The sequence below is a fragment of the Pseudomonas sp. FeN3W genome, from assembly GCA_030263805.2.
Lineage (GTDB): Bacteria > Pseudomonadota > Gammaproteobacteria > Pseudomonadales > Pseudomonadaceae > Stutzerimonas > Stutzerimonas stutzeri_G.
In genome coordinates, this window is record CP136010.1 from 3,308,594 (window position 1) to 3,331,316 (window position 22,723).

Here is a 22,723-nt window from a genome sequence, read left to right on the forward strand (position 1 = left end):
CCGCCCATGGATAACCAGAGCGCTCAGCCACGCGCCCGTCGCAAACACCGCAGCCTTGCTCAGGAGCTGGTCGCCGAACTGTCGCAGCAGATCCGCGACGGCATGCTCAAGCGCGGCGACAAGCTGCCGACCGAGTCCGCCATCATGCAGGCGCAGGGTGTGAGTCGCACCGTGGTGCGCGAGGCGATCTCGCGCCTGCAGGCCTCGGGGCTGGTGGAAACGCGGCACGGCATCGGCACCTTCGTGCTGGATACGCCGAGCACCACGGGGCTGCGCATCGACCCGGCGACCATCGGCACCCTGCGCGACCTGCTGGCGATTCTGGAATTGCGCATCAGCCTCGAAGTGGAGTCGGCCGGACTCGCCGCGCAGCGCCGTACACCCGAGCAGCTGGCGGCCATGCGCGCCTTTCTCGATCAGCTCAACCAGAGCGCGGCGCACTCCAGCGATGCGGTGTCATCGGATTTCCAGTTCCATCTGCAGATCGCCGAAGCCACCGGCAACCGCTACTTCACCGACATCATGAGTCATCTGGGCACCACGCTGATTCCGCGCAGCCGGGTCAATTCCGCGCGCCTGGCCCATGACGACCAGCAGCACTACCAGGCCCGCCTGGGTCGCGAGCACGAGCAGATCTACGAGGCCATCGAGCGTCAGGATCCGGAATCTGCCCGCGCCGCCATGCGGCTGCATCTGACCAACAGCCGCGAGCGGTTGCGTCAGGCCCATGAAGAGGCGGAGGCGAGCAAGGTCGGCTGAGCGCCGCGCGCCTTCGGCAAGGCCTAGCGGCGGTAGGCCAGCAGCACAATACCGCCGACCACGATCAGACCGCCGACCACCTGCATGGCCCCGAGCACCTGCCCGAGGATCAGCCAGCCCAGCAGCATGCCAGCCACCGGCTCCATGTTCATCACCGGCGCATTGCGTGCGATGTTCAGCCGCGGCATACAGATGAACAGGGTCGAAAAGGCCGCGCCATAGAGCAGCACCAGGCAACCCAGGGCGATCCAGCCGGCGGTGGCGTCGGGCAGGCCGAGACCACCGGGAATCAGGTCGCTGGCGCCGAGCAAGGCGGAGGCGGTGAATACCACGATCAGCGTCAGCATGCTGCGCACCGAGCCGGCCATGCTCGACAGCTTGTGCTCGGTCACCCACAGCGCCACCGCGAACACCGCGGCAGCGGTCAGGCTGAACAGGATCCCCGCGGTCCATTGTTCATCCGCTGTCGCGCTGCTGAGCAGGCGCCCCGGCACATCCAGCACCAGCACCAGGCCGAACAGGATCAGGCCCATGATCGCCAGTGCCTGGCGGGTCGGCCTTGGGCCGCCGAGGATCCAGGTGAGCAGCGCCAGCAGGATCGGCGAGAGGTTCACCACCAGCAGCGCCAGCGCCACCGGAATGCGCGCCACCGCCGAATAGATGCAGAAGCTCTGCACCGAGATCAGCAGGCCGAGCAGAAGCTGCCAGCGCCAGGTGGCGGGGCTCAGGCGCAGCGATTCACGCCGCCAGAACACCAGCGCCGCCAGCGCCAGCAGGGTCACCCCGGCGCGGCAGAGCATGGCCAGCAACAGGCCGGTGCCGTGATCGAAGGCGATGCGCGCGGCGATGTGGTTGGCGGCGAACGAACAGGCCAGGGTGGCCAGGACCAGTACGGCGATATGGCGGGGAAAGGGCGCTGCAGTTTGCATGGGAAAGCCAGTCCTTCTAGTGCCTGTGCAGAGTTCGAAGCGTTCGGTTGCAGGGTGACCTTGGGTTGGCGGCGGCCAGTTCAAGATCGGTGATCTGCTAATGCTCGTCGGCGAGCAAAGTAAAACGCCGCCCGGGTGGGCGGCGTCCTCGTTCCCATCTGCGTGCCGTCAGAGCACTACGCTCGGCAGCCACAGCGAAATCATCGGGATATAGGTCACCGCCATCAGCACGGCGAACAGCGCAGCGTAGAACGGCAGCAGCGCCTTCACGGTGTTCTCGATGCTGACCTTGCCGATGGCGGCACCGACGAAGAGTACCGCACCGACCGGCGGGGTAATCAGCCCGATCCCCAGATTGACCAGCATGATCATGCCGAAGTGCACCGGGTCGACGCCGAACGAGGTCACCACCGGCAGCAGGATCGGCGTGAGGATCAGGATCAGCGGCGCCATGTCCATCAGCGTGCCCAGCACCAGCAGCATCGCGTTGACGCACAGGAGAATCACATAGCGATTGTCCGACAGGGTCAGGAACGCGGTGGTGATCTTCGCCGGTATCTGCATCAACGTCATGATGTAGCCGAAGCTGGCGGCGAAGGCGATCAGGATCATCACGATGGAAAGCGTGCGCACCGTGCGGTGCAGCATCTTCGGCAGCTCACGCCACTGGTAGTCGCGGTAGATGAACATGGTGACGAAGAAGGCCCAGACCACGGCCACGGCGGCCGACTCGGTGGCGGTGAACACGCCGGAGAGAATGCCGCCCAGGATGATCACCATGGTCATCAGGCCCCACAGCGCCTCGACGCAGATCTTCAGTGCCTGGCGCAGCGGCACCACTTCGCCCTTGGGGTAGTTGCGCTTGCGCGCGAACAGCAGGCAGAGCGTGGCCATGGCGGTGCTGAGCAGCAGGCCAGGGCCGATGCCGGCGACGAACAGCGCGGAGATCGACACGGTGCCGCCGGCCGCCAGCGAGTAGATCACCGAGTTGTGGCTGGGCGGGGTGAGCAGCGCCTGCACCGAGCCGCTGACGGTCACCGCGGTGGAGAACTCGCGCGGATAGCCCTTCTTTTCCATTTCCGGAATCAGCACCGAGCCCACCGAGGCGGTATCAGCCAGCGAGGAGCCGGAAATCGCACCGAAGAAAGTCGAGGCGGTGATGTTGACCAGCGACAGCCCGCCACGGACGAAACCCACCAGGACCCCGGCGAAGGCCACCAGTCGGCGGGCCATGCCGCCCTCGGCCATGATCGCGCCGGCCAGGACGAAGAACGGGATGGCCAGCAGGGAGAATTTGTTCACGCCGCCGGCGATCTGGATCATCACGGCATGCAGCGGGATGTCGATGTACCAGGCGCCGACCAGGGTGGCCAGGCCGAGGGCGTAGGCTACCGGGACGCGTAGCAGGATAAGGACGATGAAGCTGCCCAGCAGGACGACGGCATCCATTACACGGACTCCTTGGACTCTTCGCGGGCTTCGTAGTCGACGACCCGGCGTTTGCTCTGGTCGCCGTACAGCAGTTGCTCGATGACGAACAGCAGGGTGATCAGCCCGCCCAATGGAATCGGCGCATAGCTGACGCCGACGCGCATCCAGGGAAGGGTGCTGAGGTACTGGTTCCAGGTGGCAACGCACAGCTTGTAGCCCCAGATCAGCATGAACAGGCTGATGGCCGCCATGGCCAGGCGCACGAACAGAACGACGAAGGGCTGGGCCAGCGGCGGCAGGCGATCACTGAGCACCTGCACGGCCATATGCGCGCCCGCGCGGTAGCTGGCGGCGGCGCCGACGAAGGTGAACAGCACCATCAGCAGGATGGCGATGGGCTCGGGCCAGCCGAGGCCCTGGCCCAGTGCGTAACGGCTGAACACGCCCCAGGGGATGATCGTCGCCATGACCACGATCGCCAGGGCGGCGACGATGACGCAGGCGCGATAGATGACGTCATTGACGCCCAGAACCAGGTTTTTCATGAGATTCCACCGGTTGCATCGCGGCGGTGCGGGCCGCCGCGATGCGCTTGCACGAGGATTACTGAACGGCTTCGATGCGCTTGATCAGCTCGGCGTAGGGCGCGCCGTACTTCTCGCGGATCGGCGCGGTGGCGTCGAAGAAGGGCTTCTTGTCGACTTCGATGAACTCGACCCCGGCTTCCTTGAGCTTGGCTTCGCTGGCGGCGGACTTCTCGTCCCACAGCTTGCGCTCTTCGAACTGCGCTTCCTTGGCGAACTTCTTCACCAGCTCCTGCTGCTCGGCGCTGAGCTTGTTCCAGGTGGTCTTGGAGATCACGATCGGCTCGGGCAGGATCAGGTGGCCGGTCAGGCTGTAGTACTTGGCGTTGCGGAAGTGGTTGTGCTCGAGCATGGTCGGCGGGTTGTTCTCGGCACCGTCGATCACGCCGCTCTGCAGCGCACTGAAGATCTCGCCGGTGTCCATGGCGATACCGCTGGCGCCCAGGGCGTTGAAGGTTTCGATGAACATCGGGTTGCCGATCACGCGGATCTTCATGCCCTTGAGGTCTTCCAGGCTGCGCACCGGCTCCTTGGTGTAGAGGTTGCGCACGCCGCCATCCATCCAGGCCAGGCCGACCATGTTGAATTCGGAATTGGTGATCTTGTCGAGGATCTCCTGGCCGATCTCGCCATCGATGACCTTGCGCATGTGTTCATGGTCGCGGAACACGAACGGCATGTTGAACACGTTGACGTCCGGGACCACCGGTCCGAGGGTGCCGAGGCTGACGCGGGTCATTTGCACGGCACCGAGCTGCACCTGCTCGACCACTTCCTTTTCTGAGCCGAGGACGCCACCGGAGAACATGCGGTAATCCAGCTCGCCCTCGGTGGCTTCGGCGATCTTCTTGCCCATGTTCTCCTGCGCGATCACCGTGGGGTAGCCGGCCGGGTGGATCTCGGCGATCTTCAGCGTCATGGCATGTGCCAGCCCGCTGACACAGAAGGCGAAGGGTAGGGCGGTAACGAGCAACTTGCGTTTGAGGTTCATGACACTCTCCATCTTGTTTTTGTTGGTGTGCAGCGTTGCGAGAAGCGAGGTCGGGCAAGCGGCGGCCCTTCCCTGGTGAGTCAGTTGAAAGTGGGTTCCTCCAGTCCGGTAACGCCCGGGTTCAGGGCGAAGACGCCCCCGGCCAGCGGCTGGTCGCCGAGATCGCCGCCGGGGCGGATCGAGGTGACGAACAGGGTGTCCAGACGCGAGCCGCCGAAGGCGCACATGGTCGGTTTCTTCACCGGTACCGCGAGCGAGCGGTCCAGGCGGCCATCGGGGGTGAAACGGTGGATCAGCCCGGCATCGTTGCCGCAGATCCAATAGCAACCGTCGGCATCCACCGCGGCGCCGTCGGGCCGGCCGGGGTGGTCGAGCATGTCGACGAACAGGCGTCGGCCGGTCGGCATGCCGCTGTCCGTGTCGTAATCGAAGGCCCAGATCTTCTGCACGCTGGGGTGCGAATCGGAGAGGTACATGGTGCGTCCATCCGGGCTGAAGGCCAGGCCGTTGGGCACGATGAAGCCGTCCAGCTGCGGCACCAGCGGCCCGCGCGCGGCCTGGTCATCGAGCCGGTAGAGCGCGCCGACCGGATGTCCGGCGGCCATGTCCAGCGCCATGCTGCCGGCCCAGAAACGTCCCTGGCGATCGCAGCGGCCATCGTTCATGCGCATCTCGGCCAACTGGTGCTCGATGGTCGCCAGCGCGCGGCTGTCGAGTCGGCCGTCCGGACGCGTCTGCAGCGCGAAGAAGCCGCTCTCCATGCCAGCCACCCAGCCATCGCCGTGGCACGCGATGCAGGCCAGCATCTGCTCGCCCTGCCAGTGGGAAACCTGGCCGTCGGCAGCGCTCCAGCGCAGCAGTTCGCGGTTGGGGATGTCGACCCAGTACAGCGCCTGTTCGGCGGCGACCCAGACCGGGCTTTCGCCGGTGGCGCAGCGCAGGTCGGCGATGAGTTCAGCTTCACTGGCCATTGCGTTTCTCTTTGTCGTTGTACGCGGGCGAAGGTGATTGATCAGTCGAAGGGGCCGGCCGCGACGAAGGCGCCGCCCTGGTAGATGCCGGCCGGGTCGTCGTCGCTGTACGGCGGTTGCTGCTCGACCTTGTCGCGGAACGCTTCGGAGCTGTCCTGCGCATGGAAGCCCAGGTGCGCCGCCAGATGGTTGTCCCACCACACGTCACGGTTGGCGGACATGCCGTAGACCACGGTATGGCCGACCTCTGGCGTGAACAGCGCGCAGCGCATCAGCTCGGAGAGGTCGCGGAAGCTGAGCCAGGTGCTCATCATCCGGCGGTTGGCCGGCTCGGGAAACGAGGAGCCAATGCGGATGCTGACGGTCTCGATGCCGTAGCGGTCGTAATAGAAATTCGCCATGTCCTCGCCGTAGGACTTGGACAGGCCGTAGTAGCCGTCCGGGCGCCGTGGTATGTGGGCGTCCAGGGTTTCGGTCTGTGGGTAGAAGCCGATCACATGGTTGGAGCTGGCGAAGACCACACGCTTGATGCCGTGCAGGCGGGCCGCTTCATAGATGTGAAAGGTGCCGCGGATATTGGCGTCGAGGATTTCCTCGAACGGCCGCTCGACGGAGACGCCGCCGAAGTGAGCGATGGCATCTACGCCTTCGCACAGGGCATGCACCGCCGCCTTGTCGGCGAGGTCGCAAGGCACGATTTCCTCGTGCTCGCCGGCTGCCGGAGCCATGGGTGCGATATCGGATAGTCGGATGATGCGGGCATAGGGCTGCAGACGTTCACGCAGTTCCTTGCCGAGGCCGCCTGCCGCACCGGTGAGCAGAAGGCGGCCGAACGGGGGATTTTGGGTGGTGGTCATCGGAGTGCCTGTCATTATTGTTTTGAAGTCATCTGTTGTCATATGACATGCAGCGAATATCAGCATCTGCTGACATGAATGTCAACACGCTTAAAGTCGTATTTAATGAGTCACGTCGCCTGTCAACGGCGCTATCGCTGAGTGGGCCAAGCTAAAGTGCTGTGACAGAGGGCTCCATGAAGGGCAGCGTGCGAACGGATGAAGACGGGGCGCCGTACCCCAATGGCTTCACTGGTTGTATGATGACTATTCGAAGGCGCGGTATCGCAACGAGGCCATTGCGCGGCCAATCGATGCCGAAGCGCTGTCGCTCAGATCTGCCTGACCAGCGCGGCGACCGCGATACCGGCGGCAATCGCTGGCAGCGGCTTTTTCAGCACCAGCATGGTCACTGCCGTGGCTAGCAGCGCTAATCGGGCGCCAGCATCACCCTGCAAGGCCATCGGCGCGACTATTGCCACGAGTACCGAGCCGGACATGGCGGTGATGAACTGGCGGACTCGGTCGCTGATGGGCACGAAGGCCATGACGAACACGCCGCCCCAGCGTGTCGCCAGAGTCACTAGGGCCATGACCAGCACCACGATCAGCGCGCCGGCGCCCGTCGCATCAAGATTCACGTGCTTTCTCCTTCCACAGCAGTCCGGTCGCGCCACCGGCGAGGGCGCCCACCACCACGTGGCTGTTCTCCGGCAGGTAACGGAAGGCGAGCAGCGAGGCGCCGGCGGCAACGCTCCAGATCACCAGCATGCGCAGGTTCTTTTCACCGCCCACCACCATGGCCAGCAGAAAGCAGCCCATCACCATGTCCAGCCCCAGGCGCTTCGGGTTGCTAACCGCACTGCCGAAATGGATGCCCAGCCAACTGCCGACCACCCAGAACGACCAGAGCGCCAGGCCGCCACCGAGCAGCAGGCCGAAGCCTGGGCGGTTGCGGTTGAAGGCCTGCATGGCCATCGCCCAGTTGGCGTCCGAGGCGATCAGCATCACCCCGTAGCGCCTGCCCGGCGGCAGCTGGCGCAACCAGGGATAGAGTGTGGCGCCCATCAGCAGGTGGCGGGCGTTGATGGCAAACACCGTGATCATCAGGGTGAGCAGCGGCACCTGCGTGCCCCACAGCTCCAGCGCAGCGAACTGCGAGGCGCCGGCGAACACCAGCGCGCTCATCGTCAGGATCACCGAATCGTCCAGGCCGGTCTGCACCGCGGCGAGGCCGAAGGCGGCGCCGAACAGGGTGACGAAGATGGAAATCGGCGCGAGCTGGCGAAAGCCGGCCCAGACCATGCGCCGGTCGAAATGATGCAGCTCGCTTTCTGCGTCAGTCATGCACGAATCCTCCAGGTGGCAGCGCTGGATCGATGTCATTCAACGTCCAGCCAGCCAGATTAGGGGGTGTTACCGCGACGGAACAGCGCAGTTGGCGTCGGATCGGGCGGTACAGATTCGCGCGAGCAGTCGATTGCGCGGCAATGAAGGCTTCGGCCTGTCGACGCTGCGCCTCGCCAGTCATCACCGATGCTATGGGTGGCTATGTCCGATTCTGATTTTGCAGTGTGATGGGCTGCCGACGGCTAGAAGCTGCCGGTCGCGGCAGAAGGCTTATCTGGCTGGAATGGTGCCGAACTGGACAGATCTAACGCCCGGAATCCAAGAATGATCTGTCGTGCTGGGGTTTTCGCCGTAATAAGATATCTTTTCATGACAGCTTATCGTATTTAAGATGTTATGAAATGACTGCTTATTATTCTTTAAGGGTTGTTTAGTGTGCGATTAGTAGTATCTTATCCTTCATAGGATGTCGCTTGGTATAACCTTATGAAAAGCTTTTTCCCTGTTCAAAGTGCCTCTCTGCTTTACCGTATAGGCCTTCTGGTGAAGGAGGCGCGTCTGCGCATGGTGCTGCGCCAGGCTGACCTTGCAGAGCGGGCTGGGATTTCTCTCCGAGCTGTTCGTCACATTGAGGGGGGCAAGGCTGAAGGTGTTTCGCTGCACGACTTCATGCTCGCGTTGTTCACCGTTGGGATTTCTGACCGGGTTTTCCAGGCGCTGATCGATGACCCAGCGCTTGATCTCGACGCTTTGGAAACCAATGCGACCAAGCGCGTCAGGCTGCCGCGCAGCAACGCGGAGGACTTCTAATGTCGCGCGCTTACATCTACATGGAATGTCCGGAAACGGGTGAGACTGTGACGCTGGGCAGGCTGACCCTTGCTGGTGGCACGGGAACCTTCGTCTATGCGCCGGAGATCGTGGAAGCCAAGCGTTGGGTGCCTGATCCGATACGGTATCCGCTTTCCACTCGACCCATTCAGGTACATAAGAATGGCGGCGTTCCCGGCTTCATTGATGATGCGATGCCAGATGGCTGGGGAGAACGCCTGTTGCGCCGCACCCGAAAGGGCGAGCTCACTCCGATCCAGCTCCTGCTGTTATCTCCTAACGAAGATCGCGCCGGAAACATCATGGCTGGCGAAGATCGCACACCGAGGCCGGGAATAGGCGAAAGGCCTGTGAAAATGCTTGAAGCCAAAGGGCTCGATCATTTCATAGATATTTGCGCTGCGATCTATGACAGCCAGCTGAGCGCTGAGCAGCTGGAGGCATTAAGAATACGGGACCAGCGCTCAGCTGTTGGTGGTGCCAGGCCCAAGCGCACGTACCGCTTTGATCACAAGCTGATTCTTGCCAAGCCACGCGACAAATTTGATCACTACGACCTGCCGAAATTTGAGTATGCCTGCATGACTTTTGCGGCTACCAAGGGGATGAATGTTGCCCGGACGGCACTCCATCAAAGTGAAAAAGGCAACACGTTGCTAGTGGAGCGATTCGACCGAGAATGGTCAGCGAATGATGCAAGGTTTCGCCGCATTCCGATGATGAGTGGCTTAACTCTTCTCGATGCCGAATGGCATGTGCAGCGCAGCAACGGATGGATCTACGCGGCGCTCGCCGATGAGCTGTACCGCAGAGGCGCGCCAGATTCTGATAGGCAGGCGCTCTACAGGCGAATGGCCTACAACGCTCTGGTCGGCAACAGTGACGATCATCCTCGCAATCACGCAGTGATCTGGCAGGAAGGCGCTTGGCGCCTCTCGCCCATGTATGACGTTCTTCCCGTGCTGGGAGAGGGGCCTGCGCAGGGGCTGGCGATGGAAGTTGGTATCAACGGTACTCTCCTAAGTCGAGCCAACCTGCTTAGCCAGCATGAGCATTTTGCACTGACGAAAGATGAGGCGGCCGGCATATTGGACGAGGTCGCTTCTTGGGAGTCGGAGCTGATGGAGCACTATGCAACGCATTTGGCTGGGGCTGAGCTGGATGCAGCAGTGGACGCAACAAGCAGCGAGAGACTGCTCGCTTAGGGCGCGCTGCGAAGGCTCCGCCTGCAAGCTTGGTCCTAGACTTAGCGTCGAGCAGTGCATTCGCCACAGGCCTGAATAGCGCCAGCTCTGGTCCACCATTTGAATGTCACTCGTGGCCGTCAGCAGTCCGTCCCATGGTGTAGGCCTTGGATTGGCGGCAGGTCCAGGGCGATATCGCGGGCCGCCTGACGCACGGCATTGCGCGCCGCCTCCAGCGCCGGGTTGTCGTTGTCGTCGCGCCAGGCCAGGTGCAGCTCGGCACAGATGCCCGCTGGCAGTGGCAGCTCGCGAAAGCGCACCTGTTGGAAGCGGATCGCACTGGCCCCGCGTGGCACCAGCGCCATGCCGAGGCCAGCGTTGACCAGCGAGAGGATGGTCAGCGTCGAGCCCAGCGACTGGACGAATTCGGGCTGGATACCGCTGGCGCGGAACAGCCCGGTGTGCAGCTCGTTGAACGGCTGCCAGGCGCCATGGGCATAGAGGATGAACGGCTCGCCGTGGAGCATTTCCAGGGTCGGCGCCGGATGCTGCGCCAGCGGATGATCGGCCGGCGTGGCCAGCACGAAGGGCTCGCGCAGCAGGCATTCACTGACCAGTCCCGGCTGCTGCAACGGCTCGCGCACCACCGCCAGGTCGACCCGACGCGCGCGCAGAGCCTGCAGTTGTTCGAAGGTGGTGGTCTCCAGCAGGTTGATGGCCACCCCTGGCCGTTCCCGGCGCACTTGGGTGATGGCGCGCGGCAGGAAGTCGTAGACCGCGCTGGCAACGAAGCTGATGGTCAGCGAGCCGCTCTCGCCCAGTGCAGCCAGCCGGGCACCCTGTGCGGCGCGGTGGGCCTGGTCGAGCAGGGCCTGGGCCTCGACGAAGAAGGCGCGACCGGCGGCGGTGAGCGCCACAGAACGCGTGCTGCGGGTGAACAGCGCGACGCCGAGCTGGTGTTCCAGCAACTGGATCTGCCGGCTCAGCGGCGGCTGGGTCATGTTCAGGCGCTCGGCCGCGCGACGGAAATTCAGTTCGCTGGCCAAGGTGGTAAAGCATCGCAGTTGGGCGAGTTCGAACATTGATCCGTTCCTGGTATCAATCAAAAGCGTTAATGAATTGGACCGTATCAATCAGCCGGCGGATTATCCAGCGCATCCCCTGACTGGCGAGGCGGCGGCACGAATGAGCGACCTGTACGAAGCGGACCGCATCACCTGGATCGGCCTGCGTGCGGTGGAGCTGCCGCTGCAGCGGCCGGTCAGCGACGCCAAGGTTCTTACCGGGCGACAGCTGCTCCTGGCGTCGGTCAGCCTGCTGTTCGTCGAGCTGCAGTCGCAGCAGGGGCATCACGGCATCGGCTTCAGCTACAGCCTGCGCACCGGCGGACCGGCGCAATATGCCCATGCGCGGGAGCTGGCGCCGCTGCTGCTGGGCGAAGACCCCAACGACATCGCCCGCCTGTGGAGCCGGCTGAGCTGGGCCAGCGCCTCGATCGGGCGCAGCGGCCTGGCGGTGCAGAGCATCGCCGCCTTCGACACCGCGCAGTGGGACCTCAAGGCGCGCCGCGCCGGCCTGCCGCTGGCCAAGCTGCTTGGTGCCCATCGCGATGCGGTGCCTTGCTACAACACATCCGGCGGCTACCTGCAGGCGCCCATCGAGGAGGTCATCGAAAAGGCCGAGGCGTCCCGCGCGCGCGGTATCGGCGGGATCAAGCTGAAGGTTGGCCAGCCCGACCGGCACGCCGACCTGCGGCGGGTCGCGGCGCTGCGCAGGCACTTCGGCGACGAGGTGGCGCTGATGGTGGACGTCAACCAGCAGTGGGACCGCACCACCGCGGCGCGCATGGGCAGGGCGCTGGAGGAGTTCGACCTGACCTGGATCGAGGAGCCGCTGGACGCCCACGACCTGGAAGGCCACGCTGCCCTGGCGGCACAGCTGATCACCCCGGTTGGCACTGGCGAGATGCTCGGCAGTGCGGCCGAAGCCTGCGCCTTCGTCGAGCGCGGGGCGGTGGATGTGATCATGCATGACGCGCCGCGCATCGGTGGTTTCACGCCGTTCCTGCAGGTGGCCGAGGCGGCGCGGCGGCGCGGAATCGTCATGGCGCCGCATTTCGTCATGGAGTTGCATATCCACCTCGCTGCGGCCTACGAACATGCCACCTGGGTCGAGCATTTCGAATGGCTCGAGCCGCTGTTCCAGGAGCGACTCGAGATCCGTGATGGCTGCATGCAGGTGCCGACCCGGCCCGGGCTGGGACTGAGCCTCAGCGAGCAGGTGGCGGGCTGGACGCTGGCAAGCGATGCGTTCGGTACCAAGCCGTGACGGCAGCCCCGCTGCTGGCGCAGAGGGGCGCTGGTTCAGGTACGTAGCGCCTGACCGAGCACGCCGCCCCGTGGCCGCAGCGCGCTGTACAGCTGCCAGAGCACGAAGGCCAGGGCCAGGCCGAGGAAGGTCGCGGCGATGGGGTTGGTGAAGAAGGAGGCGAAGTTGCCGTCCGAGAGCATCAGGCCACGGCGCAGGTTGGTCTCGGCCATCGGCCCGAGAATGAAGCCGATGATGAAGGGCGCGACCGGCATGCCCGCCTTGACGAAGCCATAGCCGAGCAGGCCGAACAGCAGGATCGACCAGACATCGAACAGCCGGCTGGAGAGGCCGAACGCACCGACCACACAGAGCACCAGGATGATCGGCAGGAGGATGTGCTTGGGCACGTCGAGCAGCTTGATGAACAGGCGCAGGCCGTAGAACTCCATGAACAGCATCATCACCGAGGCCACCAGCAGCGCGGCGAAGATGGTGTAGACCAGCGGCCCCTGGCTGACGAACAGCAGCGGCCCGGGCTGGATGCCGTGGATCAGGAAGCCGCCAAGCAGGATCGCCGTGGTGGTGTCGCCGGGGATGCCCAGGGTCATCAGCGGCATCATGGCGCCGCCGATGCCGGCGTTGTTCGCCGTCTCGCTGGCGACCACGCCGCCGATGTTGCCCTTGCCGTAGGTTTCCGGCTGCTTGGCGCGCTTCTTGGCGACGATGTAGGAGAGCAGGTTGGAGGTGCCGGCACCGATCCCCGGGAGGATGCCCACCGCCAGGCCGATCAGACCGGAACGGCTGGCGTTGGGCAGCTCCTGGCGGAACTCCCTGAGCGAGAAGCCGAAGCCCTTGATCTGCTTCATGCTCACCGAACCGGCCTTGTTGCGCACGGCATGCCGGCCGGTTTCGGCGAGCTTGATGACCTCGGCGACGGCGAACATGCCGATCATCACCGTGAGCATGGAGAAGCCGCCGTTCAGCTCGCTGACGCCGAAGGTGAAGCGGCGCACGGCCTCGACCGGGGCGATACCGACGGTGGATACGGCGATGCCCAGCGTGCCGGCGAACAGCCCCTTGACCATCGAGCCGGCGGAAAGGGTGGCGATCAGCGTCAGCGAGAACACCGCGATGGCGAAGTATTCGTGCGGGCCGAAGCTCAGCGCCACCTTGGCCAGCTGCGGGGCGATGAACATCAGCGCGATGATGCTGAAGATGGTGCCGAGAAAGGAGAACACGATGCCGACGCCGAGCGCCTTCACGCCCAGGCCCTGCTCCATCAGCGGGCCGCCGTCGAACACTGTGGCGATGGACGATGGTGTGCCGGGAATCTTCAGCAGGATCGCCGAGATCAGGCCACCGGAGGTGGCGCCGATGAACAGGGCGACGAGCAACGACAGGCCGGCCTGCGGACCCATGGTAAAGGTCAGCGGCAGGCACAGGGCGACCGCCATGGTCGCCGACAGCCCGGGCACGGCGCCGAAGACGATGCCGACCGCGACGCCGCCGAGCATGAGCAGTAGGATGTTGAGCGAGAAGACGGCACCGAAGCCTTGCTGCAGTAATTCGAGCATGGTCGATTCCTCAGAGGAAATTCAGCAGGCCGGCGGGCAGCAACAGGTCGAAGGCCTCGCGGAACAGCAGATAGATGACGATGGACGTGATCACCGCGATGGCCGCGTAGGGCAGATGACGGACCTTGTGGTCCACCGGCGTCAGCACGATGAACTGCAGGTAGAGGTACAGCGTGGTCATGATCGGAAAGCCCACCGGCCCCAGCAGCACCACGTAGAGCAGGATCAGGCCGAGGGTCTTGAGCACGGTCAGCGGCTCGACGACGCTGGTACGGGTCTGCTCCGTGGCGTCGGCGTCGCTCTCGGCCGCGGGTCGCGCGCGGTTGCCGAAGGCGCTGAGCGTCTGCAGCGCCCCGAGCAGGCAGAGCAGGATGGCCAGCAGGGTGGGGACGGTGGCGGCATCGATGCCATCGTGGCCGGGTACGCGGTAGGCCATCACCAGATAGGCGATGCTGGCGCCGAGCATGGCCACGCCGATGCTCAGTTCTTTCTTGTTCGCAGTGGTCATGGCGAACCTCCGTGCGCGAGGAGAGACAGCCAGCCGGCGTGGCCGGCTGGCGACACGTCAGTGATCAGTTCTTGGCCTGACGCAGCTCGTCCTTGAACTGCATGAAGTCCTCGCGGGTCTTGGCCAGGATCGCCTTGGCCTCTTCGGTGCCGTGGTAGGCCACCGGCTGCTTGAACTTCTTCAGTTCCTCGGCGTACTCGGGAATCTCGGTGATCTGCTTCATCACGTCGGCCATCTTCTTCACGATGGCCGGGTCGGTGCCCTTCGGGAAGGCGACCACGTAGGGCTTGTCCATGGTGATGTCGAGACCCTGCTCCTTGAGCGTCGGCACCTCGCCGAGCAGCGGGTTGCGCTCCTCGTTGGGCTGGCCAAGCGCGACCATCTGCCCGCCGTTGACGTAGTCCTGCACCGAGCCGTAGGTGATCGCGCCGAGATCGAGACGACCGCCGAGCATGCCCACCACGCGGTCGGACACCGTGCCGCCGTCGACCATCTTCAGCTTGGTATCGGTCAGCTTCTCCAGCATCAGCCCCTGCACGTGGGAGAAGCTGCCCATCTCGGTGCCGTAGGTAATGCTGCCCGGTTCGGCCTTCGACTTGGCGATCAGGTCCTGCATGCTGGTCACGCCGGACTGCTTGGAGGCGACGAACACGGTGCTCTTGTCGACACCAGCGATGCAGGACACGTCGAAGGTCTCGTAGCTGTCCTCGGTGAGACCGGCGACCTCGTTGACGATCAGCTGGCCGGGGTGGGTGAAGAGGATGGTGTTGCCATCCGCCGCCGCGCCCTTGACCTGCTCGGCGGCCAGGGTGCCGCCGCCGCCGGCGACGTTGGTCACCACCATGCTCTTGCCGGTGATCTGGTTGAAGTACTTGGCCATGGTGCGGGCGTTGAAATCGGTGTCGCCGCCGGGGTTGGCGATCACCACCACCTGTACCGGACGGGTCGGCCATTTCACCTCATCGGCAGAGAAGGCGCTGCTGCTGAAAGCCATGACGGCGGATACCAGGGAGGCGCATATCGCTTTTTTCATTGTTCGATCTCCAGTGGATGGGGGCTATGGGGTCAGGCGGGTGCGCGGCCGAAGCTCGGCCGCTTGGGGTGGTATTGCCAGCCCGGAATCAGGTACTGCATGGCCATGGCGTCGTCGCGGGCGCCGCTGGCGACCTTCCTGTACAACTCATGGGCGGCCATGATCCGGTCCATGTCCGGCTCGATGCCAAGGCCCGGACGCTCGGGCACGCGGACCTGGCCGTCGACGATCTGCAGCGGCTCGCGGGTCAGGCGCTCCTGGCCCTCCTGCCAGATCCAGTGGGTGTCGATGGCGGTGATGCGCCCCGGCGCGGCGGCCGCGGCATGGGTGAACATGGCCAGCGACACGTCGAAGTGGTTGTTCGAGTGCGAGCCCCAGGTCAGGCCGAACTGCTCGCACATCTGCGCCAGGCGCACCGAGCCCTGCATGGTCCAGAAATGCGGGTCGGCCAACGGGATGTCGACCGCCTCCAGGCGCAGCGAGTGGCCCATCTGCCGCCAGTCGGTGGCGACCATGTTGGTGGCGGTGGCAATGCCGGTGGCGCGCTTGAACTCGGCCATGATCTCGCGGCCGGAATAGCCGTTTTCCGGGCCGCAGGGGTCCTCGGCGTAGGCCAGCAGGTGGCCCTGGCCCTTGCACAGGGCGATGGCCTCGTCCAGCGACCAGGCGCCGTTGGGGTCCAGCGTCACGCGGGCGTCGGGGAAGCGCGTCTTGATCGCGGCGATCGCCTGCATCTCCTCCTCGCCACGCATCACGCCGCCCTTGAGCTTGAAGTCGGCGAAGCCGTAACGCGCGGCGGCACTTTCGGCCAGGCGGGCGATGGCATCCGGTGTCAGCGCCGGCTGATGGCGCAGCTGGTACCAGTCCTCGCCGGTGCTGGCCAGGTAGGGCAGGTCGGTGCGGCTGCGATCACCTATATAGAAGAGGTAAGCGAGCATCGGCACTGCGTCGCGCTGCTGGCCGCTGCCGAGCAGTTCGGCGAGCGGCACGTCGAGGTGCTGGCCGAGCAGGTCGAGCAGCGCGGCCTCGACCGCGGTGATCACGTTGTCCAGGCGCAGGTTGATTTCGTGGGGCTGCTTGAGTACCGCCGCCTCGGCTGCGGAGGTCACCTCGTGGCGGGTGTCGCGGCCATTGCCGGCGAGCATCGCGCGCAGGTGGTTGAGCACCCGGTTGTAGGCGCCGATCGGCTGACCGATCACCAGCGGGCAGCTACGCTCCAATGCCTGACGAATACCCTCGCCACCGGGTACTTCGCCGATGCCGGTGTGGCCGGCATTGTCGGTGAGCAGGATCAGGTTGCGGGTGAAATAGGGGGCGTGAGCGCCGCAGAGGTTGAGCAGCATGCTGTCGTAGCCGGCCACCGGGATGACCTGCATGCTCTGTACGCGGGGTGTCGTACTGGAGGGCCGATTCATTGTGTGCGGTCTCCGCTGCAGGTGAGGCAGGCGACCGGGGCGGGCGCTGTACGTACGTTTGCTGAGGCAGCGCGGCGGATGGCGTTATCGGCAGCCTGCAGCTGCGCAGGGGTCGGGCAATTGCGGAACATGTCCAGGGCCTCGCTATTGTTATTGTGGTCATAGGTCATCGTATGACTATGGAGGGTTTTTTACAGTTCGCTACGTCAGCTGTCAAACGAAATCATCGGTGCATTCAGCTGGGTCGTCTGCCGCTGCTTATGCTGTTTAAGCTGATGCTCTCTTGGGGTTTGACCTGGGCGGGCGAGTGAAAGGCAGAAAGCTTTCATTCAGCTTTCAGCGCTGAAGAAAATGCGCAGAAAAAACGGTTGGACTATTTTTAGTTGTACGATAACGTATCTCAAGGCTGATGCCCTTGTACCTCCTCAATCTGCATTCAGGATGCTCGAATAATGAACCCACAAGAATTGAAGGCCATCCTCTCTTCCGGCCTGCTGTCATTCCCGGTTACCGACTTCGACGCGCAGGGCGACTTCAATCGCGCCAGCTACGTCAAGCGTCTGGAATGGCTCGGCCCCTACGGAGCCTCGGCGCTGTTCGCTGCCGGCGGCACCGGTGAGTTCTTCTCGCTGGAGCCGCGCGAGTACAGCGAGATCATCAAGACCGCCGTCGATACCTGTGCCGGTACGGTGCCGATCCTCGCCGGCGTCGGGGGACCGACCCGTCTGGCCATCCAGATGGCGCAGGAAGCCGAGCGCCTGGGGGCCAAGGGGCTGCTGCTGCTGCCGCACTACCTCACCGAGGCCAGCCAGGAAGGCGTCGCCCTGCATGTCGAGCAGGTCTGCAAGTCGGTGAACATCGGCGTGGTGGTCTACAACCGTAACGTCTGCCGCCTGACCGCGACGCACCTGGAGCAGCTGGCCGAGCGCTGCCCGAACCTGATCGGCTACAAGGATGGCCTGGGCGACATCGAACTGATGGTGTCGATCCGCCGCCGCCTCGGCGATCGCTTCAGCTACCTCGGTGGTCTGCCGACCGCGGAAGTCTATGCCGCCGCCTACAAGGCGCTGGGCGTGCCGGTGTATTCCTCGGCGGTGTTCAACTTCATTCCGAAGACTGCGATGGATTTCTACAAGGCCATTGCCCGCGAGGATCATGAAACCGTCGGCAGGCTGATCGATGATTTCTTCCTGCCGTATCTGGACATCCGCAATCGCTGCAAGGGCTACGCGGTCAGCATCGTCAAGGCCGGTGCGCGTATTTCCGGCTACGACGCCGGCCCGGTGCGCGCGCCGCTGACCGAGCTGAAGCCCGACGAGTACGAGCGCCTGGCGGTGCTGATCGAGAAGCAGGGCGCCCAGTAAGCCTTTCCGAAATCGCCCCGGCGCCGTCCTGCCGAAGGGCCGCGCCGGGCATCATCAGAGGACACTTTGCATGGCTGACGTACAACGCTACGACAACTACATCGACGGCCAGTGGGTCGGCTCGGATCGTTACCAGGCCAACACCAATCCGTCCGACCTCTCTGACGTGATCGGCGAATACGCTCAGGCCGACACCGCCCAAGTCGAGCAGGCCATCGCCGCCGCCCGTCGCGCCTTCCCGGCCTGGGCCAGCTTCGGCATCCAGGCGCGCGCCGATGCGCTGGAAAAGGTCGGCCTGGAAATCCTCGCCCGCCGCGAGAAGCTCGGCAGGCTGCTGGCCCGTGAGGAGGGCAAGACGCTGCCGGAAGCGATCGGCGAAGTCGCCCGTGCCGGCAACATCTTCAAGTTCTTCGCCGGCGAATGCCTGCGCCAGGCTGGCGAGACGCTGCAGTCGGTGCGCCCCGGGGTCGGCGTCGAGGTCACCCGCGAACCGCTCGGCGTGATCGGCCTGATCACCCCCTGGAACTTCCCCATCGCCATTCCCGCCTGGAAGATCGCCCCGGCGCTGGCCTTCGGCAACTGCGTGGTGATCAAACCGGCCGACCTGGTGCCGGGCTGCGCCTGGGCCATCGCCGAGATCATCTCGCGCGCGGGTTTCCCGGCGGGCGTGTTCAACCTGGTGATGGGCAAGGGCCGTGAAGTGGGTGAGGTCATCGTCAATGCCAAGGACGTCGATGCCGTGAGCTTCACCGGCTCGGTGGGCGTCGGTCGTGGCATCGCCCAGGCCTGCGTGGCACGCGGCGCCAAGGTGCAGCTGGAGATGGGCGGCAAGAACCCGCAGATCGTGCTGGACGATGCCGACCTCGACGTCGCCGTCGAGCTGTGCACCCAGAGCGCCTTCTACTCCACCGGCCAGCGTTGCACGGCCTCGAGCCGCATCATCGTCACCGAAGGCATCTACGACCGTTTCGTCGAGGCGATGGTCGAGCGCATCAGCAAGATCAAGGTCGGCCCGGCGCTGGAGCAGGGCGTGGATGTCGGCCCGGTGGTGTCCCAGGCCCAGCTGGAGCAGGACCTGCGCTACATCGAGATCGGCAAGCAGGAGGGCGCGCGCCTGGCCTGTGGCGGTGAGCAGGTGACCTGCGGCACCGATGGCTATTTCCTGGCGCCGACGCTGTTCGTCGACAGCGACCCGAGCATGCGCATCAGCCGCGAGGAAATCTTCGGCCCGGTGGCCAATGTGGTGAAGGTCAAGGACTACGACGAGGCGCTGGCGATGGCCAATGACACCGAGTTCGGCCTGTCCGCCGGCATCTGCACCACCTCGTTGAAGTACGCCAACCACTTCAAGCGCCACGCCCAGGCCGGCATGGTGATGATCAACCTGCCCACCGCCGGGGTGGATTACCACGTGCCGTTCGGCGGCCGCAAAGGCTCGTCCTACGGCCCGCGCGAACAGGGCCGCTACGCCCAGGAGTTCTACACCACGGTGAAGACCACTTACATCGGCTGAGGTGAAAGCCGGTCGCAAGGCCGCGCTGCGAAACTGTGCAACGGCGCCCCGGTGGGCGCCGTATCCCCACAAGAACAACAGAGGGACACCCATGACCACCGCCATGCCGGGCACGCCCCGCATCACCGAACTCACCGTCGTGCCCGTCGCCGGGCAGGACAGCATGCTGATGAACCTCAGCGGCGCCCATGGGCCCTGGTTCACCCGCAACATCCTTATCCTCAAGGACAGCGCCGGGCGCGTCGGCGTCGGCGAAGTGCCGGGCGGCGAAGCCATCCGCCAGACTCTGGAAGACGCCCGCGCCCTGCTGGTCGGCGAACCGATCGGCCAGTACAACGCCCTGCTCAACCGTGCGCGCCGCGCCTTCGCCGACCGCGACTCCGGCGGCCGCGGCCTGCAGACCTTCGACCTGCGCATCGCCATTCACGCCGTCACCGCTCTGGAGTCGGCGCTGCTCGATCTGCTCGGCCAGTATCTGGATGTGCCGGTCGCCGCACTGCTCGGCGATGGTCAGCAGCGCGACGAAGTGGAGATGCTCGGCTACCTGTTCTTCATCGGCGACCGCAACAGGACTGACCTCGGCTACCGTGACGAGTCCAGCGCCGCCGACGCCTGGTTCCGCCTGCGCAACGAGGAGGCGATGACACCTCAGAGCATCGTCCGCCAGGCCGAGGCGGCCTACGCGCGCTACGGCTTCAAGGACTTCAAGCTCAAGGGCGGCGTGCTGCGCGGCGAAGAGGAAGTCGAGGCGATCCGCACCCTGGCGCAGCGCTTCCCCGAGGCCCGCGTGACGCTGGACCCCAACGGCGCCTGGTCGCTGGATGAGGCCATCGGCCTGTGTCGCGACCTGCACGGCGTGCTGGCCTATGCCGAAGACCCCTGCGGTGCCGAGAACGGCTACTCCGGTCGCGAGGTGATGGCTGAGTTCCGCCGCGCCACCGGCCTGCCCACCGCGACCAACATGATCGCCACCGACTGGCGGCAGATGAGCCATGCGGTGCAGCTGAACTCGGTGGACATCCCGCTGGCCGACCCGCATTTCTGGACCATGGCCGGCTCCGTGCGCGTGGCGCAGATGTGCGCCGACTTCGGGCTGACCTGGGGGTCGCACTCGAACAACCACTTCGACATCTCCCTGGCGATGTTCACCCACGTCGCCGCCGCCGCCCCGGGCCGCGTCACCGCCATCGACACCCACTGGATCTGGCAGGACGGCCAGCACCTGACCCGCGAGCCGCTGCAGATCGTCGGCGGCAAGGTGGCGGTGCCGCAGAAGCCTGGGCTGGGCGTCGAACTGGACTGGGATGCCTTGCGCAAGGCGCATGCGATGTACAAGGAAAAAGGCCTGGGTGCCCGCGACGACGCCATCGCCATGCAGTACCTGATCCCCAACTGGACCTTCAACAACAAGAAGCCCTGCATGGTGCGCTGAGCCGTCTGTCGCGTCGTAGGATGGGCACGGTTGTAGGGTGGGCTTCAGCCCACCAGCGCCCCACGCTGAAAGCCGGGGCGCGCGGCAGGGCGACAGGAAAGAAACGAAACAGAACAACAACCGGACCCTAACCGGAGCAGACATGAGCGAAACCGTGCAACTGATTCCCCACCAGGATTCTCCGCGCTGCATCCGCCTGAACGAGGCGGACAACGTCGCCGTGGTGGTCAATGACGGCGGTGTGCCGGTCGGCGCACGCTTCGAGGACGGGCTGGTTACCGTCGAGGCCGTGCCGCAGAGCCACAAGGTCGCGCTCGTGGACATTGCCGAAGGCGAGCCGGTGCGCCGCTACGGACAGATCATCGGTTATGCCCTCGAACCCCTGCGTCGTGGCAGCTGGGTCAAGGAAACCCAGTTGCGGATGCCCAGTGCGCCGCCGCTGGACAGCCTGCCGCGTGCCACGGCGGTGCCGGACCGGCTCGCGCCGCTGGAGGGCTACACCTTCGAGGGCTATCGCAATGCCGATGGCACCGTCGGCACGCGCAACATCCTCGGCATCAGCACCACGGTGCAGTGCGTCACCGGCGTGCTGGAACATGCGGTCACGCGCATCCGCGACGAGCTGCTGCCCAAGTACCCCAACGTCGACGACGTGGTCGCGCTGACCCACAGCTACGGCTGCGGCGTGGCGATCAACGCCCGCGACGCCTACATCCCCATCCGCACCGTGCGCAACCTGGCGCGCAATCCCAACCTGGGCGGCGAAGCGCTGGTCATCAGTCTCGGCTGCGAGAAGCTGCAGGCCGAGCAGGTGATGCACGAAGGCGATCCCTCGGTGGACCTGCGCGACCCCTGGCTGTACCGCCTGCAGGAGTCGAACAGCGGCTTCGGCGAGATGATCGAGCAGATCATGGCGCTGGCCGAAACGCGGCTGAAGAAGCTCGACCAGCGCCGTCGCGAAACCGTGCCGGCTTCCGAGCTGGTGCTGGGCATGCAATGCGGCGGCAGCGACGCCTTCTCCGGCATCACCGCCAACCCGGCGCTGGGTTATGCCGCGGACCTGCTGGTGCGCGCCGGTGCCACGGTGATGTTCTCGGAGAACACCGAGGTACGTGATGCGGTGTACATGCTCACCGCGCGGGCAGAAACCCCGGAAGTCGCCGACGCGCTGATCGCCGAGATGGACTGGTACGACCGCTACCTGGAACGTGGCGCCGCCGACCGCAGCGCCAATACCACACCGGGCAACAAGAAGGGCGGGTTGTCGAACATCGTCGAGAAATCCCTCGGCTCCATCGTCAAATCCGGCAGCGGCGCGATCAACGGCGTGGTCGGGCCGGGTGAGCGGGTCGAACGCAAGGGCCTGATCTTCTGCGCCACGCCGGCCTCGGACTTCGTCTGCGGCACGCTGCAGCTGGCCGCCGGGATGAACCTGCACGTGTTCACCACCGGTCGTGGCACGCCGTACGGCCTGGCCATGGCGCCGGTGGTCAAGGTGGCGACGCGCAGCGAACTGGCCGAGCGCTGGCCGGACCTGATCGACATCGACGCCGGACGCATCGCCAGTGGCCGCGCGAGCATCGAGGAGCTCGGCTGGGAGCTGTTCCACTACTACCTGGATGTCGCCAGCGGACTGAAGCAGACCTGGGCCGAGCGCCACCGGCTGCACAACGACATCGTCTTGTTCAATCCTGCGCCCATCACCTGA

General features: G+C 65.0%; 21 protein-coding genes. 8 read left to right on the forward strand and 13 right to left on the reverse strand.

Features of this window, described 5'->3' with window-relative positions; all coding sequences use genetic code 11:
* Positions 1-6: 6 nt before the first annotated feature.
* Entirely contained in the window at positions 7-759 is a 753-nt protein-coding gene (locus P5704_015655; GenBank protein ID WOF77487.1) for a FadR/GntR family transcriptional regulator, read from the forward strand.
* A 23-nt stretch (positions 760-782) separates the two neighbouring features.
* On the opposite strand, the gene P5704_015660 is transcribed toward P5704_015655, so the two are convergent.
* From P5704_015660 to P5704_015695, 8 genes are all read right to left on the reverse strand, one after another.
* Positions 783-1,688, reverse strand: a complete 906-nt coding sequence (locus P5704_015660; GenBank protein ID WOF77488.1) for a DMT family transporter — start codon at positions 1,686-1,688, stop codon at positions 783-785.
* 168 nt (positions 1,689-1,856) lie between these two features.
* Complete coding sequence (locus P5704_015665) at positions 1,857-3,137, reverse strand: TRAP transporter large permease (GenBank protein ID WOF77489.1); 1,281 nt, start codon at positions 3,135-3,137, stop codon at positions 1,857-1,859.
* Positions 3,137-3,664 carry a TRAP transporter small permease gene (locus tag P5704_015670; GenBank protein WOF77490.1) on the reverse strand — a complete coding sequence of 176 codons (528 nt, stop codon included), beginning with the start codon at positions 3,662-3,664 and terminating at the stop codon, positions 3,137-3,139. The genes P5704_015665 and P5704_015670 overlap by 1 nt, the downstream gene beginning before the upstream one ends.
* Before the next feature lie 58 nt (positions 3,665-3,722).
* Positions 3,723-4,694, reverse strand: coding sequence for a TRAP transporter substrate-binding protein (locus tag P5704_015675; GenBank protein WOF77491.1), 972 nt, complete (start codon positions 4,692-4,694; stop codon positions 3,723-3,725).
* A gap of 80 nt (positions 4,695-4,774) precedes the next feature.
* Entirely contained in the window at positions 4,775-5,665 is an 891-nt protein-coding gene (locus P5704_015680) for an SMP-30/gluconolactonase/LRE family protein (GenBank protein ID WOF77492.1), read from the reverse strand.
* Between the two features lie 41 nt (positions 5,666-5,706).
* Entirely contained in the window at positions 5,707-6,522 is an 816-nt protein-coding gene (locus P5704_015685) for an NAD(P)-dependent oxidoreductase (GenBank protein WOF77493.1), read from the reverse strand.
* Positions 6,523-6,833: 311 nt separating this feature from the next.
* Positions 6,834-7,142 carry an AzlD domain-containing protein gene (locus tag P5704_015690; protein WOF77494.1) on the reverse strand — a complete coding sequence of 103 codons (309 nt, stop codon included), beginning with the start codon at positions 7,140-7,142 and terminating at the stop codon, positions 6,834-6,836.
* Positions 7,132-7,848, reverse strand: a complete 717-nt coding sequence (locus P5704_015695; GenBank protein ID WOF77495.1) for an AzlC family ABC transporter permease — start codon at positions 7,846-7,848, stop codon at positions 7,132-7,134. The genes P5704_015690 and P5704_015695 overlap by 11 nt, the downstream gene beginning before the upstream one ends.
* Before the next feature lie 489 nt (positions 7,849-8,337).
* Between P5704_015695 and P5704_015700 the strand changes: the two genes are divergently transcribed.
* The gene (locus P5704_015700) at positions 8,338-8,661 is read left to right on the forward strand and encodes a helix-turn-helix domain-containing protein (protein ID WOF77496.1); all 324 of its coding nucleotides are present in this window, start codon (positions 8,338-8,340) and stop codon (positions 8,659-8,661) included.
* On the forward strand, positions 8,661-9,887 hold the full coding sequence (locus tag P5704_015705) for a type II toxin-antitoxin system HipA family toxin (GenBank protein ID WOF77497.1): 1,227 nt from the start codon (positions 8,661-8,663) through the stop codon (positions 9,885-9,887). Before P5704_015700 ends, P5704_015705 begins: the two co-directional genes overlap by 1 nt.
* A gap of 119 nt (positions 9,888-10,006) precedes the next feature.
* Here P5704_015705 and P5704_015710 read toward each other — a convergent pair whose 3' ends face one another.
* Complete coding sequence (locus P5704_015710) at positions 10,007-10,948, reverse strand: LysR family transcriptional regulator (GenBank protein ID WOF77498.1); 942 nt, start codon at positions 10,946-10,948, stop codon at positions 10,007-10,009.
* A gap of 103 nt (positions 10,949-11,051) precedes the next feature.
* On the opposite strand from P5704_015710, the gene P5704_015715 reads away from it, so the two are divergent.
* On the forward strand, positions 11,052-12,194 hold the full coding sequence (locus P5704_015715) for a mandelate racemase/muconate lactonizing enzyme family protein (GenBank protein ID WOF77499.1): 1,143 nt from the start codon (positions 11,052-11,054) through the stop codon (positions 12,192-12,194).
* A gap of 35 nt (positions 12,195-12,229) precedes the next feature.
* Here the strand turns inward: P5704_015715 and P5704_015720 are convergent, their stop codons facing one another.
* The 4 genes from P5704_015720 to P5704_015735 all read right to left on the reverse strand — a co-directional run bounded on the left by P5704_015720 (position 12,230) and on the right by P5704_015735 (position 16,706).
* Positions 12,230-13,750 carry a tripartite tricarboxylate transporter permease gene (locus tag P5704_015720; GenBank protein ID WOF77500.1) on the reverse strand — a complete coding sequence of 507 codons (1,521 nt, stop codon included), beginning with the start codon at positions 13,748-13,750 and terminating at the stop codon, positions 12,230-12,232.
* Between the two features lie 10 nt (positions 13,751-13,760).
* Positions 13,761-14,258 (reverse strand): tripartite tricarboxylate transporter TctB family protein, encoded by a 498-nt coding sequence (locus tag P5704_015725; protein WOF77501.1) that lies wholly within the window; start codon positions 14,256-14,258, stop codon positions 13,761-13,763.
* Positions 14,259-14,322: 64 nt separating this feature from the next.
* On the reverse strand, positions 14,323-15,291 hold the full coding sequence (locus P5704_015730; protein WOF77502.1) for a tripartite tricarboxylate transporter substrate binding protein: 969 nt from the start codon (positions 15,289-15,291) through the stop codon (positions 14,323-14,325).
* Positions 15,292-15,323: 32 nt separating this feature from the next.
* Positions 15,324-16,706 (reverse strand): enolase C-terminal domain-like protein, encoded by a 1,383-nt coding sequence (locus P5704_015735; GenBank protein ID WOF77503.1) that lies wholly within the window; start codon positions 16,704-16,706, stop codon positions 15,324-15,326.
* Positions 16,707-17,158: 452 nt separating this feature from the next.
* Between P5704_015735 and kdgD the strand changes: the two genes are divergently transcribed.
* The 4 genes from kdgD to garD all read left to right on the forward strand — a co-directional run bounded on the left by kdgD (position 17,159) and on the right by garD (position 22,723).
* Positions 17,159-18,070 carry a 5-dehydro-4-deoxyglucarate dehydratase gene (gene kdgD, locus P5704_015740; GenBank protein ID WOF77504.1) on the forward strand — a complete coding sequence of 304 codons (912 nt, stop codon included), beginning with the start codon at positions 17,159-17,161 and terminating at the stop codon, positions 18,068-18,070.
* Between the two features lie 70 nt (positions 18,071-18,140).
* Positions 18,141-19,583 carry an aldehyde dehydrogenase family protein gene (locus tag P5704_015745; GenBank protein WOF77505.1) on the forward strand — a complete coding sequence of 481 codons (1,443 nt, stop codon included), beginning with the start codon at positions 18,141-18,143 and terminating at the stop codon, positions 19,581-19,583.
* Positions 19,584-19,674: 91 nt separating this feature from the next.
* Positions 19,675-21,015 (forward strand): glucarate dehydratase, encoded by a 1,341-nt coding sequence (gudD, locus tag P5704_015750; protein WOF77506.1) that lies wholly within the window; start codon positions 19,675-19,677, stop codon positions 21,013-21,015.
* Positions 21,016-21,169: 154 nt separating this feature from the next.
* Positions 21,170-22,723: a galactarate dehydratase gene (garD, locus tag P5704_015755; protein WOF81252.1), complete on the forward strand. Its 1,554-nt coding sequence runs from the start codon at positions 21,170-21,172 to the stop codon at positions 22,721-22,723.

Excerpts from the sequence above, each read along its gene's own strand:
- P5704_015655 (WOF77487.1), top strand. The coding sequence starts at position 7 with ATGGATAACCAGAGCGCTCAGCCACGCGCCCGTCGCAAACACCGCAGC.
- P5704_015660 (WOF77488.1), bottom strand. The coding sequence starts at position 1,688 with ATGCAAACTGCAGCGCCCTTTCCCCGCCATATCGCCGTACTGGTCCTG.
- P5704_015665 (WOF77489.1), bottom strand. The coding sequence starts at position 3,137 with ATGGATGCCGTCGTCCTGCTGGGCAGCTTCATCGTCCTTATCCTGCTA.
- P5704_015670 (WOF77490.1), bottom strand. The coding sequence starts at position 3,664 with ATGAAAAACCTGGTTCTGGGCGTCAATGACGTCATCTATCGCGCCTGC.
- P5704_015675 (WOF77491.1), bottom strand. The coding sequence starts at position 4,694 with ATGAACCTCAAACGCAAGTTGCTCGTTACCGCCCTACCCTTCGCCTTC.
- P5704_015680 (WOF77492.1), bottom strand. The coding sequence starts at position 5,665 with ATGGCCAGTGAAGCTGAACTCATCGCCGACCTGCGCTGCGCCACCGGC.
- P5704_015685 (WOF77493.1), bottom strand. The coding sequence starts at position 6,522 with ATGACCACCACCCAAAATCCCCCGTTCGGCCGCCTTCTGCTCACCGGT.
- P5704_015695 (WOF77495.1), bottom strand. The coding sequence starts at position 7,848 with ATGACTGACGCAGAAAGCGAGCTGCATCATTTCGACCGGCGCATGGTC.
- P5704_015700 (WOF77496.1), top strand. The coding sequence starts at position 8,338 with ATGAAAAGCTTTTTCCCTGTTCAAAGTGCCTCTCTGCTTTACCGTATA.
- P5704_015705 (WOF77497.1), top strand. The coding sequence starts at position 8,661 with ATGTCGCGCGCTTACATCTACATGGAATGTCCGGAAACGGGTGAGACT.
- P5704_015710 (WOF77498.1), bottom strand. The coding sequence starts at position 10,948 with ATGTTCGAACTCGCCCAACTGCGATGCTTTACCACCTTGGCCAGCGAA.
- P5704_015715 (WOF77499.1), top strand. The coding sequence starts at position 11,052 with ATGAGCGACCTGTACGAAGCGGACCGCATCACCTGGATCGGCCTGCGT.
- P5704_015720 (WOF77500.1), bottom strand. The coding sequence starts at position 13,750 with ATGCTCGAATTACTGCAGCAAGGCTTCGGTGCCGTCTTCTCGCTCAAC.
- P5704_015725 (WOF77501.1), bottom strand. The coding sequence starts at position 14,258 with ATGACCACTGCGAACAAGAAAGAACTGAGCATCGGCGTGGCCATGCTC.
- P5704_015730 (WOF77502.1), bottom strand. The coding sequence starts at position 15,291 with ATGAAAAAAGCGATATGCGCCTCCCTGGTATCCGCCGTCATGGCTTTC.
- P5704_015735 (WOF77503.1), bottom strand. The coding sequence starts at position 16,706 with ATGAATCGGCCCTCCAGTACGACACCCCGCGTACAGAGCATGCAGGTC.
- kdgD (WOF77504.1), top strand. The coding sequence starts at position 17,159 with ATGAACCCACAAGAATTGAAGGCCATCCTCTCTTCCGGCCTGCTGTCA.
- P5704_015745 (WOF77505.1), top strand. The coding sequence starts at position 18,141 with ATGGCTGACGTACAACGCTACGACAACTACATCGACGGCCAGTGGGTC.
- gudD (WOF77506.1), top strand. The coding sequence starts at position 19,675 with ATGACCACCGCCATGCCGGGCACGCCCCGCATCACCGAACTCACCGTC.